The organism is Algorimicrobium algoritergicola, assembly GCF_008086165.1.
Lineage (GTDB): Bacteria > Bacteroidota > Bacteroidia > Flavobacteriales > Flavobacteriaceae > Algorimicrobium > Algorimicrobium algoritergicola.
Genome location: NZ_VSKL01000002.1, coordinates 223,414 through 241,285, shown reverse-complemented (window position 1 = coordinate 241,285; position 17,872 = coordinate 223,414). Strand labels below are relative to the sequence as shown.

Below are 17,872 nucleotides of genomic sequence, written 5' to 3'. Positions count from 1 at the left end.
AAAAATAGATTCATATAAATAAATAATAAATGGGTTTCGAATTTGATGAGATTCGTCCGTTCGAGTGGATTTTTACGATTGTAAATGAGAAAAATTTGCAAAGAGAACAAGAATTTCAGTACAACATAATTAATCGGTACAATTTTTCGTGCGTCAAAATCACTCGAACAAACGTGTAAATTAAACCATAATAGCTGTGGTGTGTTTTACTTCATTAATAACAAACATGCTGTGTGTGCTACCAATATGACTAATAGATGTTAGTTTTTTTACCATAAACTCCCTAAAATCTTCCATATCCTGAACCATTACTTTTAATAAATAATCGTAATCTCCGCTAATATGGTAACACTCGGAAATTTCTTCTAAATTGGCAACTTCACGCTCAAATTTAACAATGTTATCCTGCGTATGCTGAACGAGTTTAATATGACAAAAGGCAACAAAGCTTCGGTCAACCTTATTTTTATCCAACAAAGCCACATATTGCGCAATAACTCCTTCGCGTTCCAACTTTCTAATACGTTCATAAACAGCTGTAACAGACAAATTTAATTTGTTAGATAACATTTTGTTAGTCTGTTTAGCATCTTCTTGAAGAAATTGTAATAACTTTAAATCTATGGGATCAAAATTCATAATAATTGAAAAATTTTCGTTTAAAAAACAATATTAGCCAATATATATGTAATAAAAACTATATTAAACAACTTAAATAGATTTATAATCTAAATAAACACACATCTATTGATAGATAATCTAATATTAACGATTTTTACTGTATTATTAATTTATAAATTTTCACATTATGGCATTCAAACCAGCAAATAACATACAAGATTTACAATATTTCGGCGAATTTGGAGGAGTAAATCCCTCTATTTCAGATTCATCAACCTACACCTTTTTATCGGCCAAAACCATGTTCGATACCTTTGAAGGGAATGCCGATGGTTGCTATTTATATTCAAGGCATTCTACACCTTCTAACTTATATTTAGGCGAAGCGTTAGCAGCTATGGAAGGCACTGAAACGGCAAACGTTACCGCTTCAGGAATGGGAGCCATAACACCTGTAATTATGCAGCTTTGTGGTGCTGGTGACCATGTAGTTTCTAGTCGTACCATTTATGGAGGAACATATGCCTTTTTAAAGAACTTTGCACCTAGACTTAACATTACGACTACTTTTGTAGATATTACAAAACTGGATGTTGTTGAAGCTGCCATTACTAAAAACACAAAAATTTTATACTGCGAATCTGTTAGCAATCCGCTATTAGAAGTTGCTGATATTTCAGGATTATCAAAATTGGCAAAAAAACACAACTTACAATTAGTCGTAGATAATACATTTTCGCCATTATCTGTTTCACCGGTACAATTGGGAGCCGATATCGTGATTCACAGTTTAACCAAATTCATAAATGGATCTAGTGATACTGTTGGTGGTGTGGTTTGCGGTACGCAGGAATTCATAAACGATTTACGCAGCGTAAACGATGGTGCCTGTATGTTATTGGGTTCTACCATGGATAGTTTAAGAGCTGCTTCCATATTAAAAAATATGCGAACTTTGCATATTAGAATGCAACAACATAGTTTAAATGCAACGTATTTAGCAGAGAAATTTGAAGCTGATGGTTTAAAAACCGTTTATCCAGGTTTAGCCTCTCATCCGAGTCATGAGTTGTTTAAAAGCATGATGAATGAAAAATATGGCTTTGGCGGTATGCTAACCATTGATGTTGGCTCATTAGATAAAGCAAACGCCTTGATGGAATTGATGCAAGAGAAAAATTTAGGGTATTTAGCCGTTAGTTTAGGCTTTTACAAAACCTTATTCTCGGCTCCTGGAAGTTCTACTTCATCAGAAATACCTGAAGACGAGCAAAAAGAAATGGGCTTGGGTGATGGTTTAATTCGTTTTTCTATTGGATTGGATGCAGACATTGAACGCACTTATAAAACCATGCGTTCTTGTATGGAATCTCTTGATATTTTATAGAAGCAAATATTATATATAGATTAAGGAGTTCGTTCAAGCGTGCTCCTTTTTTATTTCTAAAAATGAGATCATTGTTACTATCATATTAAAGCAACCCGCAATTAGTATTTGCATACTTTATCTGAAAATCGTAACATTACAATCCTAACGAAACTAACAACCAATATGCAGGACGATAAAAACCTATCAGATATTGAAATTGAAGACCAAACAATTATTGAGAATAAAGAATTAAGTATCTGGGAAGCGTTAATTCCTGTGGTTATTTTAATGTTGATGTTAGCTTACAACATCTTTCTTGCGGATGGCGAAGCGTTAGGAGAATATTCCAATCAGTTTATTTTATTATTAGGTGCAGCTGTCGCTGCTGTCGTAGGTTTTTTCAATAAGGTTCGCTTTCAAATCATGATGAAAGAGGTTTGGGAAAATTTACGCAGTGTATTTGTTCCTATTATGATATTATTTCTAGTTGGCGCTTTAGCTGGAACTTGGCTCGTTAGTGGTGTTATTCCTGCCATGGTTTATTATGGGCTGCAAGTATTAAGTCCGTCAATATTTTTACCAGCTTCTGTTATTATTTGTGCGGTTATTTCTATTGCAACAGGTAGTTCTTGGACAACTTCTGCAACTGTAGGTATCGCCTTAATTGGAATTGGAAGCGCTTTAGGAATTCCAACAGGAATGATTGCTGGTGCCGCTATTTCAGGCGCGTATTTTGGAGATAAAATGTCGCCATTGAGTGATACCACCAACCTAGCTCCTGCCATGGCTGGAACGGATTTGTTTACACATATTCGGTATATGGCATTAACAACAATTCCTACGGTTATAATTACATTAATAGCATTCTCTGTAATGAGTATGACTATTGATACCACAGGAACAGCCGATTTAAGTAGTCTTTTAATAAGTATTGAAAATACATTTAATATTACACCACTCTTATTTATTGTGCCTTTAGTGGTAATTGCTTTAATTCTTTTAAAAACAAAACCGCTTATTGCCCTTGGTGTTGGTGTTTTACTGGCAGCCGTTTTCGCTTTTATTTTCCAACCCGCTATTTTGGATAGTTTGGGAGATTCTAAATTAGGCGCCACCTTAAATGCCATATTAACAGACACACAAATTGTAACCGATAACGAAAAACTAAATGACCTATTTGCCGCAGGCGGTATGAAAGGTATGATTTGGACCATTCTCCTAATTTGCTGCGCCATGTTTTTTGGTGGCATTATGGATGCCATAGGTGCTTTGGCGCGAATTACTAAAGTACTCTTGTCGTTTGCTACAACTGTTTTTGGGTTGTTTGCAAGTACCGTTATCAGTTGTTTAGGATTAAACACCATTGCCAGTGATCAATATTTAGCCATTGTTATTCCTGGTAAAATGTTTAAGCAAGCGTATAAAGATAAAGGATTAGCTCCTGAAAATTTGAGTAGAACCTTGGAAGATTCAGGGACGGTAACATCGGTGTTAATTCCTTGGAACACCTGTGGTGCTTATCAAAGCAGTGTTTTAGGTGTTTCTGTTGCTGATTATTTTGTGTATGCTATCTTCAACTGGTTAAGTCCTTTTATGACGTTACTGTATGCTGCACTAAATATTAAAATTAAACAACTAGCCACCAATACTAAATAAGAATAAACTATTACTTTTAAACTTCGCCATAAGTTTAAACTATACTTCAATAAGGAATTAAGATTTCAATTTGACCTAAACACTACGACTTGTTCTTATATTTGTGATTAAGAAAATTAATAACAATTAAAATATAAAAACATGGCATTTGTAGGAAAAAAATTTCCAGATTTAAACGTTGACGCAATGAATGAAATGGGCGACACTTTTAAAGTGAACGTTCTTGAAGAAGCAGTTAACAACAAGAAAAAAGTAGTATTATTCTGGTACCCTAAAGATTTCACCTTTGTTTGCCCAACGGAATTACACGCATTTCAAGCAGCAATGAAAGAATTCGAAAAACGTAATACACTAGTAATTGGCGCATCATGTGATACACCTGAAGTACATTTTGCATGGTTAAACACGGCAAAAGATAATGGAGGAATTGAAGGCGTAACCTATCCAATCCTTGCAGATAGTAACAGAAACTTATCTAGTGTTTTAGGAATTTTAGATATTACCAACGAAATTTTTGACGAAGAGACAGGTACTGTTCAAGTTGAAGGAGATAATGTAACCTACAGAGCTACGTATATCATTGATGAAGATGGTATTGTGCAACACGAAAGTATTAACAACATGCCATTAGGTAGAAATGTTGGTGAATATATTCGTTTGGTAGATGCCTTAACACATGTACAGGAAAAAGGTGAAGTTTGTCCAGCAAACTGGGAAGAAGGAAAAGACGCTATGCAAGCTAACGCGAAAGGAACGGCTGCATATTTAGCATCTCACTAATTAGAACTTCCATCTTCGTACGAAGAACCATTAATACAAATTATATTAAACATCTAAAAAAAGTCCTTCCTAATTGGGAGGACTTTGATTAGCCAAAACTTCAAAAAACTATGGTACAGGAATTAGAAAAAGATAATTTACAGGATATCATTAATAATAATGATATAGTAGTTGTACAATATTCAGCTACATGGTGTGGAAACTGCCGCATTATGAAGCCTAAATTCAAGAAATTAGCTACAGAGCATGAAGGCGTTACTTTTGTAATGGCTGATGCTGAAAAATTTCCTGAAAGTAGAAAATTAGCCACTGTTGATAATTTACCAACCTTTGCTACTTTTAAAAAAGGTGAATTTGTTGGGCAAGAACAAACCAATAAATTTGAAGCTTTAAAAGAACTTGTTGATAACGTAATCTAATTAAGCATGAAACTACCTATAATTAAACATTTGACGCAATTTATTGAAGAGAATGATGAGGATTATGTTCTTGAAACTATTGAAACTTTAGAAGCCTTAACGGAAGTATCCTCATTAAAAGATGAAGAGTTAGATGTTATTGGCGAGCTAATTTCAAACATGTATGGCGCTATTGAAGTGAATAAAATGATGAAAGATGGCACACCACAAAAAGAAGCTTTAAACAGCTTTATGAAACGCGTGCTTGGTTCTATTGACAAGTAATTGACATATTAAACAAATACAAAAAAGCCACTAAAATTTAATTTTAGTGGCTTTTTATCTTCAAATAAAATATAGACTAATTATATACTTACGATTTTGGTAATAATACGGCATCAATTACATGAATAACACCATTAGATTGGTTTACATCAGCAATAGTTACCATAGCAGAGTTTCCATTCTCATCCGTTACATACACTTCTTTTCCTTTCATCCAAGCTGTTAATGTTCCACCACTTAAGGTTTCAATTTGCGCTTTACCACTACCCTTTTTAATGGCTTTCATAATATCAGAAGCATTCCATTTACCAGAAGCAACATGATTTTTTAAAATGGTTTGTAACATCATTTTATTTTCCATCATCAATAAATTATCTACAGTTCCTTTAGATAACTTATCAAATGCATTATTTGTTGGAGCAAAAACGGTAAAAGGACCTTCACTTGATAAAGCATCAACTAAATCTGCAGCTTTAACGGCTGCTACTAACGTGGTATGATCTTTAGAATTCACAGCATTTTCAATAATATTTTTTGTTGGATACATTTCGGCACCACCAACCATTTTAGTCTCTTGTTTCATCATTTTACTTTGAGCACTCATATTCATAGATACTACAAATGTAAATAGACATGCTGCTACTGTTACTAATTTCAAATTTTTCATATTGGTAATTTTTAAGTTATTAATTTGTTTATACCCTACTAACGTAATTATCTAGGTTGCGGTTTTTATTTATATTTCGTTTAACGCATTCTTAACATACAATAGATTAAAAAAACCTTATATTTTAGTAATGATTCAAGGGAAATATCCCTATTTTTATAACAACTAAAATTTTAAAATATTATGGCAACAGTAACCTTACATGGCGATGCAATTCAAACATCTGGATCACTTCCAAATGCGAATAGTAAAGCGCCTGATTTCTCTTTAACCAATACCGATTTAGGAACTAACACATTAGCAGACTATAAAGGACAAAAATTAGTATTAAATATATTTCCAAGCGTAGATACAGGTACGTGCGCTGCTTCAGTGAGACAATTTAACCAAGAAGCAAGCGAATTAGACAACACAAAAGTACTTTGCATTTCTAGAGATTTACCATTTGCATTAGCTCGTTTCTGCGCTGCAGAAGGATTAGATAATGTGGTATCGCTTTCAGATTTCAAAGATAGAAGCTTCGGAAAAAATTATGGCGTTGCTTTTACTTCAGGACCATTAGAAACGTTACTTTCTAGATCTGTAGTAGTCATTGATGAAAATGGACAAGTAGTTTATACAGAACAAGTTCAAGAAACGGTAGTTGAACCAAACTACAAAGCAGCTTTACAGGCTTTAATGGATGCCTAAAAAAGATTCATTTTTAATTAATAGACTAAAAAGCGTTACATATGCTTTCAAAGGCGCTTTTATATTAGTTTCAACAGAAGCTAGTATAAAAGTGCAATTTTGTATTGGTATTATAATGACAGTTGCGGGATTCTATTTTAAAATCTCAACAACCGAATGGCTTATTCAAATAGGAGCTATTGGTTTAATTATGGCGTTAGAAGGCATAAATACGGCTATCGAGGAAATAGCAGATTTTATGCATCCAGAATATCATAAAAAAATAGGTCTTATTAAAGATATAGCGGCAGGTGCTGTCTTTATTTTTGCCGTAACCGCAATAATCATAGGTTGTATCATATATATTCCAAAGATTTTTTAAATACATTTAGCTTTAGGATTAACGCGAACTATTTGTATTTTTGTGACCATCTGATGTCACGTCAACCCGAACATAAATTTTCAGAATTAATTACAAAATAACCTTTTTCTGTTTTACGGAAAGTATATATGGCCAAGAAAAAAACAAAAGCAACAATAGCGACAAAACCCAAGTTAAAAGCGCCTAGTTTTAAACTATCCAATCAACAAAAGTTGGTGTTTGGTAGTTTTTTAATTCTTACAGGTCTCTTACTTTTTATTGCTTTTGTGTCGTACTTTTTTACAGGACAAAACGATCAAAGTACACTTTCGGAATTTGCTAATAAAACCGTAGCATCTCAAAATTGGCTTAATAAAACAGGTGCCTGGGTCAGTGATTTTTTTATTCATCGTGGCTTTGGTATAGCTTCTTTTATTTTTGCGGGTCTCATTTTCCTTTCAGGTATTTTTATTCTTACCAACGGCAACCGATCTAAACTTCACAAACATTGGTTTTGGGGCACTTTAATTGTTGTATGGCTTTCAATTATTTTCGGGTTTTTCTCTGAAAAATGGAGCTCATTAGGTGGAACAATCGGTTTTGAAATAAACACGTATTTACAAGTCTATTTAGGAAAAATTGGAACGATACTCCTACTCGTTTTTGGATTAATATTCTATTTAGCCATTCGGTTTAGAATGACTTTTGATACTATTAAAAATGCTTTTTCGTCGGTTAAAAAGGACATCAACGCCAACTTAAAAGATAGTCAGGTAGATGATGAAACACTAGTTCCTTTAGATAATGATTTATCAGCGGAAGCTGAAGATATCAAATCTGCTTTCGATTTAACTGTCGAAAAAAACAAGCCAGAAGAAACAGTTACACCTCCAATTAAGAAACCAGAACCAAAACCTGTAGCAAAAGAGGCTACCGAAGAACCTGAAATGCAGATTGAAGTTGAAACGGTTGAAGAAGAACTTTCGGAAACTGATAATTTAGCGAATAAATTAGTTGAAGATTTTGGCCAGTTTGATCCGACTTTGGAATTGAGTAATTACCAATTCCCATCATTAGATTTGCTAAAAAAATACGATTCTGAAGGTATAACTATTAACCAGGAAGAATTAGAAGAAAACAAAAATCGCATTGTAGATACGCTAAACAACTACAAAATTGGTATTTCCAATATTAAAGCAACCATTGGACCAACGGTAACTTTATATGAAATTATACCCGAAGCTGGAGTCCGAATTTCAAAAATTAAAAACCTAGAAGATGATATTGCTTTATCACTTTCAGCTTTAGGGATTCGAATTATTGCGCCAATTCCAGGAAAAGGAACCATTGGTATTGAAGTTCCAAATAAAAATTCCACTATTGTTTCTATGCGTTCGGTTATTGCTTCGCAGAAATTCCAGAAATCAGAAATGGCTTTACCCATTGCTTTAGGTAAAACAATTAGTAATGAAACCTTTGTGGTGGATTTAGCCAAAATGCCTCACTTATTGATGGCAGGTGCAACAGGACAAGGTAAATCAGTTGGTTTAAATGCAGTACTAACATCGTTACTCTACAAGAAACATCCTGCGGAAGTGAAATTCGTATTGGTTGATCCGAAAAAAGTTGAATTGACACTTTTCAATAAAATTGAACGTCATTATTTAGCTAAATTACCAGACAGCGAAGAAGCAATAATTACAGATAATACCAAGGTAATTAATACACTAAACTCATTGTGTATTGAAATGGATAACCGTTATGAGTTATTAAAAAATGCCTTATGTAGAAACATTGCTGAATATAATGTAAAATTTAAAGCGCGAAAATTAAACCCAAATGATGGTCATCAATTTTTGCCATATATAGTTTTGGTGGTTGATGAATTTGCGGATTTAATCATGACAGCTGGTAAAGAAGTAGAAACTCCTATTGCACGGTTGGCGCAATTAGCACGTGCTATTGGAATACATTTAATTGTTGCAACCCAAAGACCTTCTGTAAATGTTATTACAGGTATTATTAAAGCGAATTTCCCAGCGAGAATAGCATTTAGAGTAACTAGTAAAATAGATTCTCGTACTATTTTAGACGGCTCTGGAGCTGATCAATTAATTGGTCGTGGTGATATGCTTTTCACACAAGGAAACGAAATGATCCGTATTCAGTGTGCTTTTGTTGATACACCAGAAGTGGAAAAAATTACAGATTTTATCGGTTCACAAAAAGCATATCCAGATGCTTACTTACTGCCAGAGTATGTTGGTGAGGAAAGTGGCACAAGTCTTGATGTAGACATAAGTGATCGGGATATTTTGTTTAAGGATGCGGCAGAAATTATTGTTACAGCCCAACAAGGTTCCGCATCATTATTACAACGAAAATTAAAACTAGGATACAATCGTGCTGGTCGTTTAATAGATCAGTTGGAAGCAGCAGGAATTGTTGGTGGATTTGAAGGTAGTAAAGCCCGACAGGTTTTAGTACCAGATTTAGCAGCATTGAATATTCTTTTAGAAAACGAAACCTCCTAAAACAATAACAAAAAAAGCGTTCAATTTAATAAGCGCATAAATTAATTCGTAATGAAAAAACTATTAGTATTAGTATTAATCATGGTCACGTCTGTAACTTTTGCACAAGACAATGAGGCCAAAATTCTATTAAACAAGGTTTCTAAAAAAGTAAAAAGTTATGACAATATTTCCATTGACTTTAAATATGCATTGAACAATGATGCTGAAAATATAAAACAGGAAACACGTGGTGATGTTGTTATTGAAGGCGATAAATACCGTTTGAATATATTAGGAATGACCCGTTTTTATGATGGCAAAACACTTTATAGCATTAGTCCAGATGATGAAGAGGTAACTATTTCATCAAATAACACCGAAGATGAAAACAGCATTACCCCAAGTAAAATGTTATCATTTTATGAAAAAGGATACACCTACAAAATGGATATTCTTCAAAATGTTCAAGGCCGAAAAATTCAATACGTGAAATTAACACCTAGTGATTCCGGTTCCGAAATTAAATTTATTCTTTTAGGTATTGATGCACAAACCAATCACATTTATAACTTAATCGAAACAGGAAAAAACGGTACGAAAACGACTTTAACTGTTAATTCTTTTAAAACAAACGAGCCCTTATCAAAAACCTTATTTACCTTTGATGCTAATAAATATAAAGACCATTATATTAATAAGTTAGATTAATTTAGTTAACATATTAAATATCAATATGTTAAAAAAATATTAAACCATTAATATCCTGTCGTTTTTTATTAAAATTGCTCAAATGATAAGGAAAATATAAACGTGTGAAAATACTAGACCGTTACATACTTACTACGTATTTAAAAACCTTTTTCAGCGTGTTTATCATACTCATGCTGATTTTTGTATTACAAACCATTTGGCTTTATATAAAAGAATTAGCTGGTAAGGATTTGGACATGGTTGTCATTTTAAAGTTTCTATTTTACTTTACACCCAAGCTTATTCCACTGGTATTACCACTTACCATACTCCTAGCCTCCATTATGGTTTTCGGGAGTTTTGCTGAAAACTATGAGTTTGCCGCCATGAAATCTACTGGAATTTCGCTGCAGCGCGCTATGACTGGTTTAAGTATCTTTATTGTAGGATTAGGTTTTACCACCTTTTTATTTGCCAATAACGTCATTCCTTGGGCCGAATACAATTCTCATAATCTCCGGAAAAACATTGCCTCTTTAAAACCCGCCATGGTTATTGCCGAAGGCCAGTTTAATGATGTCATGGATTACAACATTAAAGTTGAAAAAAAATCGGGTGAAAATGGAAGGTTTTTAAAAGGTGTGGTTATGCACAAAAAAAGCCAAGCAAATAATGCCAACAACACCATAATTGTTGCTAAAGATGGTGAACTTGTAGGTGAAGAAGATTCAGATGTATTACAATTTATACTCTTTGATGGTTATTTTTATGATGATACACCATCTAAAAATCGCGCGGACAGGAATCGACATCCCATGGTGATGAGTTATTTTGAAAAATACACGATCAATATCGATTTATCGCAGTTAAACAGTAATGATTTAGACGAAAAAAATGTATCAGACAAGTATAATATGCTGAACATTTCTGATTTAAATTATATGATAGACTCATTAGGAACCGCTTTAAAAAAGGATCATGAAGATTTTGCTATAAGTTTATACAACCGCTCTAACTTACCTGTATTAAACTCTGGAATTACAGTTAATAAAGGTATTGACTCATCTTTTAACGGCAATGTATTAGAATTATTTCCTGATAAGAAAAAAGTACAAATGTTAGATCAGGCATTAAATTCCTTGAAAAGTACCACACAAATATTAAACGTTAAAAGTAAATATTTTAAAGAGCGTAATGTTGAAATCAACAAACATTTTATTGCTCTTCATGAAAAATTAGCGTTAGGTTTTGCCTGTATTATCCTGTTTTTTGTTGGTGCTCCTTTAGGTGCATTAATTAGAAAAGGTGGTATTGGATTACCTATGATTATTGCCATTTTATTGTTTTTAACCTATCACTTTATTGGAATTTTTGCGAAAAACAGTGCGAAAGACGGTAGTTTAAATCCAATATTAGCTGCCTGGTTCTCTACGCTTGTTATGTTGCCTCTTGGATACTATTTAACCAAACGAGCTACAGCAGATCGCGGTTTATTTGAATTTGACCATATTATTGAACCAATTAAGAAGCTTTTAAAAATTCAAAACAAATCAGAAAAAAATAACCCGACTCAAGAACCTAGTATTACTTTAAGTTCTGAAAGTCAACTAAAAGCTAAATCACTTTTAACAGATTATAGTATGCATTCTAAATTTAGTTTTATTTTTTATTGCATGGCTATCATTCTATTTGTTCTTTATTTCGTGTTTAAAAACAATAAACTAGAAGAAATTTCAGCAATTATTATTCAAATAAGTGCTATTTCTGGCGGAATTTATACGCTTTACTTCATATTATCATCTCTGCATGTTTTAGGCTTATCAAAACTTACTAATACGTTCCAAGTTTCTAAAAACCCGATTTTTATTATACTTGGATTTATAATATATCCAATAAGACATTTTTTACTGAAGAATAAAATAAATAAAGTCTTTTCACTTAATTCAAAATAAGCAATACCTTTGCTTTTTAATACAATATTGTTATGTCAACGATTCAAACTCAAAATATTAAAACCTTTCAATTAGATGCTATTGAAGATGCGATAAACGACATTCGAAATGGAAAAGTTATTATTGTTGTTGATGATGAAAATCGGGAAAATGAAGGCGATTTTCTAGCGGCTGCTGAAATGGCAACACCTGAAATGATTAACTTCATGGCCACACATGGTCGTGGATTAATTTGCACACCACTTACGGAAAAGCGTTGTAAGGCTTTGGAGCTTGATATGATGGTTAGGAATAACACAGACCCTTTAGAAACAGCTTTTACGATTTCAGTAGATTTAAGAGGAAACGGGGTTACTACCGGTATTTCAGCTGCTGATCGCGCTAAAACCGTTCAGGCGTTAGTTGATGATAATATGAAACCATTTGAATTAGCAAGACCAGGTCATATTTTTCCTCTAGTTGCTAAAGAAGGTGGCGTATTAAGACGTACAGGACATACTGAAGCTGCTATTGATTTTGCACGACTTGCCGGATTAAAACCAGCAGGTGTTATTGTGGAAATCATGAATGAAGATGGTACTATGGCACGTTTACCGCAGTTAATGAAGGTAGCAAAAAAATTCGATTTGAAAATTGTTTCTATTGAAGATTTAGTCGCTTACCGCATGCAGCATGATTCTTTAATTGAAAAGGTGGAAGATTTTAATCTCGAAACCCGTTTTGGAAATTTTAGATTGCGTGCCTACAACCAAACAACCAACAATCAAATTCATATTGCGCTTACTAAAGGATCTTGGTCTGCTAGTGAACCTGTTTTAACACGTGTTAATGCAACGCTTGTTAATCATGATATTTTAGGCACTTTAACCAACAATGCCGACCAAAAGCTGGACGACATGTTTACCGTTATTAACCAAGCTGAAAAAGGTGCTGTTATATTCATTAATCAGCAATCGCAGACCATGAATTTATTAAAACGCCTGAACGTTCTAAAAGAAGCTCAAGTTCCAGGTGAAGTGATAAAAGCGCCTCGCCTTGATATGGATGCGAAGGATTTTGGTATTGGTGCTCAAATTCTACACGATTTAAATATCCATAAACTCAAACTGATTTCCAATAGTGAACAAACCAAACGTGTTGGTATGATTGGCTACGGATTGGAAATTGTTGAGTATGTTAACTATTAATTATTCGGTATATATAACTTTAACAGAATAAACTGCCAAATCTGTACCGCTCCAATTTGATGTCGGTTGAACACGAATATAATACTGTCTTTCTCCGGTAGTTGAAAAAGGTGTAGCGTATACTCTAGTAATACCATCGGGTAAACCACCAAAAGTGCTAACTGTAAATAGAAAAGATGAAAAGGAATTAGTTTGATATATAGAGATGAGCGTAGCTTCTAGATTTACATTTGCAGCGGAATTAGTATCTCTAAAAAAAAATGTAACCGATGTAATCGTAGATCCTCCAGGAATAATTACTGGAGCATATATTGCGCTGTTACCTGATGGTTTATTAACGAAACCTCCTCCGAATCCATAATTAATAGTGTTATTAACACCATTACTAATAAATGCTGTCGCAGGAATAACAATTGTTTTAGCGGTAGCTGCTACAGATGCTATACTATTATCCACATAGGTTTTAACGGCTTGTTCTGTTGGTAAAGCATTATTACTATTATCTGCCAATGTACCATCTGTAGAAAACTCGTTTACCCTTGCTCCAGTTTCCAAAGTTAAACCCATTCTACCCAGGTTCATTAACGATTCATAACCTGTTGTCGGTATTATATAATCTGTATCGGTTTCAAACCTTAAATAGTCGCTCCTGTTTTCAATTCTGTAAAAAGTATGTGCCCCAGTTTCATCGCCAGTTTCAAATTCTAATTTTGATGAACTACCAACTGTTGGAACTGTCAATTTTATGGTTGCATTATTCGGATCATTAATTTCTAATAATTCGCTAGGAGAATCTGTACCAATACCGACATTTTTTGATAAAACATGCACATTATCTATTTCGGTTTCCCAAGATTTATCACCTGAAGACAGTGCATAAGGCACCGCATTAAATTCAGTTATTCCCATATCCACCAAGCCATCACCAATATTTACGAATACTTGCAGAAAATTCGTATCGTTAGTCCAATCAATCGTACTAAAATCAGGACTTCCACCAACTAATATACCTTCGCCTATACTAACAATAATAATACCGTTAGCATCTGTAGTTGGCGTATGTAATTCTGAATATACATTGGTTTGCGCAACACCCTGTAAAATGTTAAATTGTACAGGTACCACATCATTAGCAATAACGTTACCGATATCGTCTTTAATGATAGCTTTGTAATTTATACTCTGCTGTGCATAGATTGTTGAAAATAAGGCAAAAAAGCAAAGGAAAAATAATATGATTGTTTTTATAGACTGTTTCATAATTGTTAATTTTATTATAATCATAAATTATTGATTTAGTGATTTAGATTAGTTAATGGTGTGATATGACTAATTTCTATTTGTACATGATTCTAGATCCGTGAAATTAAAAAAAGGGAAACAACACATATTGTAACATGAGGTCATTCCCCTTTTAACTTCAACAAATAGCCTCTTTAATATTATTTAATCACAATTTTTTTAGTGACACTCCCTTGATTTGTTTTTATTTTAAGCAAATAGATACCTGATTGATAGCTACTCACATCAATCTGATCAATAGTACTACTTGTTTGAAATACTTTTTTCCCTAGAATTGAATACAATTCAATAGAGTTTATAGTATTTGGTATTTTAATATTAAGAATATCAGTTGCTGGGTTTGGATAAATAGAAACCTCTGTAAACATTTGGCTTTCTACTGAAAGACTTTCATCTATAACAGTTTCTGATATACTACATTCAGAAGTATTCCCATTTGCATCTATTGCAATAGCTAGAATTTTTTGTTCCGCTACAAAGGTACTTCCAGAGGGAATTGCCATAGAAATTGTTTTATTTAAAGCTGAATTAAAATCAGTTTCAGTATAGGTATCAACAAACAAAAATTCTTTTCCTTGACGGTTATTGTCGTCTATAAAAAATTCAACCTGAATTGGATAGGATGAATTGGCAGCAGTAGACAGAATCATATATGATACTGTAATTACGTTCTCCTCTACTGAAGCACCATCGGTTTCAATAACTGGATAATTTTGTGTGTTATTTGCTCTTAAATCAGCATCATCCGCATCATTTAATGAGACACCATCACTGTTTAAATCAATACCAGCTCCTGTAATACCATTTGAAGAAACAGTAGATGTATTACCAAATATACTGTTACCAGATATAATATTTCCTGTGGGTTCAATATCTGGGTAACCACCTGCGTTTATTTTAAGCAAATTAACACCTTTATTCGTGTTAAATGCAACGGTATTACCTTCGCCACTATTAAGACCACCAATAATATTATCTGTACTTCCATTAAGAACTTGAACACCTGTTTGTCCATTAGGTAATGCCGTTAAACCATCAGCTTTCACGCCTATTTTATTTCCAAAAAGTGTATTGGCTGATGTGATTAATAATAAAACACCGTCAGATTGGTTTCCCGAAACCAAATTACCTTCATTTGGCCCAGAGCCACCAATCATATTATTGGAGGTATTAACAAGTCGCATGCCTCGAAAATTTGGTAATGCATTTGAACCCGTTTCATCTGTACCGATATAATTTCCTAATATTTGATTATTTGTAGATAATGCGCTTGAAATTAAAATACCTTCAGTGGAATTCCCTGAAATAATATTTCTTTCCGAAATAACGCTACTACCAACTATGTTTGAGCTTGCTTCAGAAATTCGCAATCCCGTACTATTTGGTAATGGAACCATTCCATTAATATCTGTACCAATATAATTTCCCTTTACCATATTTCCAGTAGCTGATGGGCCAAAAATATTGACACCATATAACGTATTGCCAGAAATGATATTTCTATTCAAACCATCCATTCCGCCAATGGTGTTTGCAGATCCGCGGATTTCAATACCACGTTCATTTGGAATAGCAAGAACACCATCCTTATTAGTTCCAACAAAATTACCCGTAACAGCGTTAGTAGTTGAGATACTGGATAAATTTATTCCAGCTGCTCCATTCCCTGAAATAACGTTGGCATGTATAACATTATCAGCAGAATTAACAAATACACCAGCTTGTCCATTAGGCAAAGCACTTGTTCCTAAAATATCAACACCTAAATAATTATTACTAACTGTATTAGTGCCACCACTATTCAAAAAAACACCATCACTTGTGTTTCCAGAAATTATATTTCGAGACCCTTGACTAGAGCCACCAATAGTGTTTAAGGTGTTTTCGCCTAATAACATCATGATGCCATAAGTATTTGGTAAAGCCAGATTTCCCAATGCATTTATGCCTATATAGTTTCCGGAAATAATATTATTAGACACTGGATTCCCTGATGGGGATCCTTGAAAGTAGATGCCATAATTATTTCCAGATATAACATTTCTCTCGCCAACTTGATCACCACCAAAATTATTATTATTAGCGCCAAAAAGCACTAATATACCGCCTCTAATATTCGCCAATGGCGCGTTCCCTGTAATATCTGTTCCAATGTAATTACCTATAATAGTATTATTTGCTGAAGCACTACCTGTTATGGAAATCCCAGTGCCATCAGTGGCTGCAGATTGGCTATTTACACCAGCCGAAATTATGTTTCTAGCCTCTGCTGTATTGCCTCCAATGGTATTATTTGGTGCATCTAACATTTGAAGATTAAAACGATTTCCTCGAGGCAATAAACCTGTAGCATCAGTACCTAACAGGTTTCCTTGCACCACATTATTGGAAGAATCTATACCATCAAAAGTTACGCCTCCAGAATAATTTCCGGAAATAACATTTCCTTCATTATCCCCAATTCCTCCTATCGTATTATAACTACTATTAAAAAAATAAACTCCCCATTGATTAGGATTTAACGTTGTACCATCTGGCTTTAAGCCAATATAATTACTTTGGATGGTATTGTTTATTGAAAAAACATCTATACCCATTCCTCCTGAATATGGCGAAACATCCAAACGTTGAAAACCACCTATGGATAACCCATAAACTTCCGAATTATCTGAAAATCCATAAATTTTAAGTCCCGAACTTCCCAAGGGTAAACTTGTACCATCTATTTCAATTACAGGCGAATTTGCTATAGCATATTCCGTTTGCATTCTACCATCTATTACGACAGGATATGCAATTAGTGGTAGTTCAGTTGTTGCCAAAGCGATTGTAAAAGGAGCGCTTCCAGAAATATTAAAATGAATGGTGTTTTTATCACTCAATTTATTGGCATTTTGAATGGCTGCCCTTAAGGAACAGTTACCATTGGAATCGGCACAAATAGCATCCGAAATATTAGCGTCTGGTGTATCATCAGTTGTATTCACTATATAATCGCCCACATCTCGTCTTGACGCTTGTTGCGTATTGCTCGAAATTGGATGATCAAGAACTTGAAACTGAAGGTCATTTATAAGACTATTCTCTCTTCCTTTAAAATCTTCAGAAATAGATCTATTTAAATGCGTCCGATTTGCAGCTTCATAACCTAATGAATTATGAGATGTGACTTCGGAAATAACTTGTAATTTTAAATCTTGAAACGTCCTTAGCTCTGGTACTTTTTCTTTATTAGAATATATATCTTCAAGAGATATGCATGACATATCATCAACACTTGAAATTTTTAATTCAGATGCTGGCATTTTAGGAGCTTGAGCAAACCCTATGTGCGGAAAATTAAAGAATACAAGAAATAGCGTATAAACCAAACTGGGTTTGAAATAGTAAAGACGTTTCATAATGATTAGTTTTAAACT

15 protein-coding genes are annotated in these 17,872 nt (G+C 33.7%); 11 read left to right on the top strand and 4 right to left on the bottom strand.

Translation table 11 applies throughout. The features are described from left to right. Positions 1-180: 180 nt before the first annotated feature. Positions 181-639, bottom strand: a complete 459-nt coding sequence (locus tag ES675_RS07060; protein ID WP_066249990.1) for an Lrp/AsnC family transcriptional regulator — start codon at positions 637-639, stop codon at positions 181-183. Positions 640-808: 169 nt separating this feature from the next. Here ES675_RS07060 and ES675_RS07055 point away from each other — a divergent pair, with 169 nt between their 5' ends. The 5 genes from ES675_RS07055 to ES675_RS07035 all read left to right on the top strand — a co-directional run bounded on the left by ES675_RS07055 (position 809) and on the right by ES675_RS07035 (position 5,109). Next, complete coding sequence (locus ES675_RS07055) at positions 809-2,008, top strand: aminotransferase class I/II-fold pyridoxal phosphate-dependent enzyme (RefSeq protein WP_066249987.1); 1,200 nt, start codon at positions 809-811, stop codon at positions 2,006-2,008. A gap of 165 nt (positions 2,009-2,173) precedes the next feature. Further along, a complete protein-coding gene (gene nhaC, locus ES675_RS07050) occupies positions 2,174-3,646 on the top strand; it encodes a Na+/H+ antiporter NhaC (RefSeq protein ID WP_066249982.1) in 1,473 nt (490 codons plus the stop codon). A 141-nt stretch (positions 3,647-3,787) separates the two neighbouring features. Further along, entirely contained in the window at positions 3,788-4,426 is a 639-nt protein-coding gene (locus ES675_RS07045) for a peroxiredoxin (protein ID WP_066249978.1), read from the top strand. Positions 4,427-4,536: 110 nt separating this feature from the next. After that, a complete protein-coding gene (locus ES675_RS07040; RefSeq protein WP_066249975.1) occupies positions 4,537-4,845 on the top strand; it encodes a thioredoxin family protein in 309 nt (102 codons plus the stop codon). Positions 4,846-4,851: 6 nt separating this feature from the next. Further along, positions 4,852-5,109, top strand: coding sequence for a DUF6952 family protein (locus ES675_RS07035; protein ID WP_066249974.1), 258 nt, complete (start codon positions 4,852-4,854; stop codon positions 5,107-5,109). Positions 5,110-5,197: 88 nt separating this feature from the next. Here the strand turns inward: ES675_RS07035 and ES675_RS07030 are convergent, their stop codons facing one another. Next, positions 5,198-5,776, bottom strand: coding sequence for a fasciclin domain-containing protein (locus ES675_RS07030; RefSeq protein ID WP_197503467.1), 579 nt, complete (start codon positions 5,774-5,776; stop codon positions 5,198-5,200). Positions 5,777-5,959: 183 nt separating this feature from the next. Here ES675_RS07030 and tpx point away from each other — a divergent pair, with 183 nt between their 5' ends. From tpx to ribB, 6 genes are all read left to right on the top strand, one after another. Continuing rightward, on the top strand, positions 5,960-6,466 hold the full coding sequence (gene tpx / locus ES675_RS07025) for a thiol peroxidase (RefSeq protein ID WP_066249970.1): 507 nt from the start codon (positions 5,960-5,962) through the stop codon (positions 6,464-6,466). Continuing rightward, positions 6,459-6,827, top strand: a complete 369-nt coding sequence (locus ES675_RS07020) for a diacylglycerol kinase family protein (protein ID WP_066249968.1) — start codon at positions 6,459-6,461, stop codon at positions 6,825-6,827. Before tpx ends, ES675_RS07020 begins: the two co-directional genes overlap by 8 nt. A 128-nt stretch (positions 6,828-6,955) precedes the next feature. Next, positions 6,956-9,340, top strand: a complete 2,385-nt coding sequence (locus ES675_RS07015) for a DNA translocase FtsK (protein ID WP_066249964.1) — start codon at positions 6,956-6,958, stop codon at positions 9,338-9,340. A gap of 51 nt (positions 9,341-9,391) precedes the next feature. Further along, positions 9,392-10,030 (top strand): LolA family protein, encoded by a 639-nt coding sequence (locus ES675_RS07010; RefSeq protein ID WP_066249961.1) that lies wholly within the window; start codon positions 9,392-9,394, stop codon positions 10,028-10,030. 104 nt (positions 10,031-10,134) lie between these two features. After that, the gene (locus ES675_RS07005) at positions 10,135-11,964 is read left to right on the top strand and encodes an LptF/LptG family permease (protein ID WP_082985883.1); all 1,830 of its coding nucleotides are present in this window, start codon (positions 10,135-10,137) and stop codon (positions 11,962-11,964) included. A gap of 32 nt (positions 11,965-11,996) precedes the next feature. Further along, positions 11,997-13,151 (top strand): 3,4-dihydroxy-2-butanone-4-phosphate synthase, encoded by a 1,155-nt coding sequence (gene ribB / locus ES675_RS07000; RefSeq protein WP_066249955.1) that lies wholly within the window; start codon positions 11,997-11,999, stop codon positions 13,149-13,151. Here the strand turns inward: ribB and ES675_RS06995 are convergent, their stop codons facing one another. Continuing rightward, complete coding sequence (locus ES675_RS06995) at positions 13,152-14,411, bottom strand: hypothetical protein (protein ID WP_066249950.1); 1,260 nt, start codon at positions 14,409-14,411, stop codon at positions 13,152-13,154. Positions 14,412-14,593: 182 nt separating this feature from the next. Beyond that, positions 14,594-17,854, bottom strand: a complete 3,261-nt coding sequence (locus tag ES675_RS06990; RefSeq protein WP_082985882.1) for a T9SS type A sorting domain-containing protein — start codon at positions 17,852-17,854, stop codon at positions 14,594-14,596. Positions 17,855-17,872: the final 18 nt, after the last annotated feature.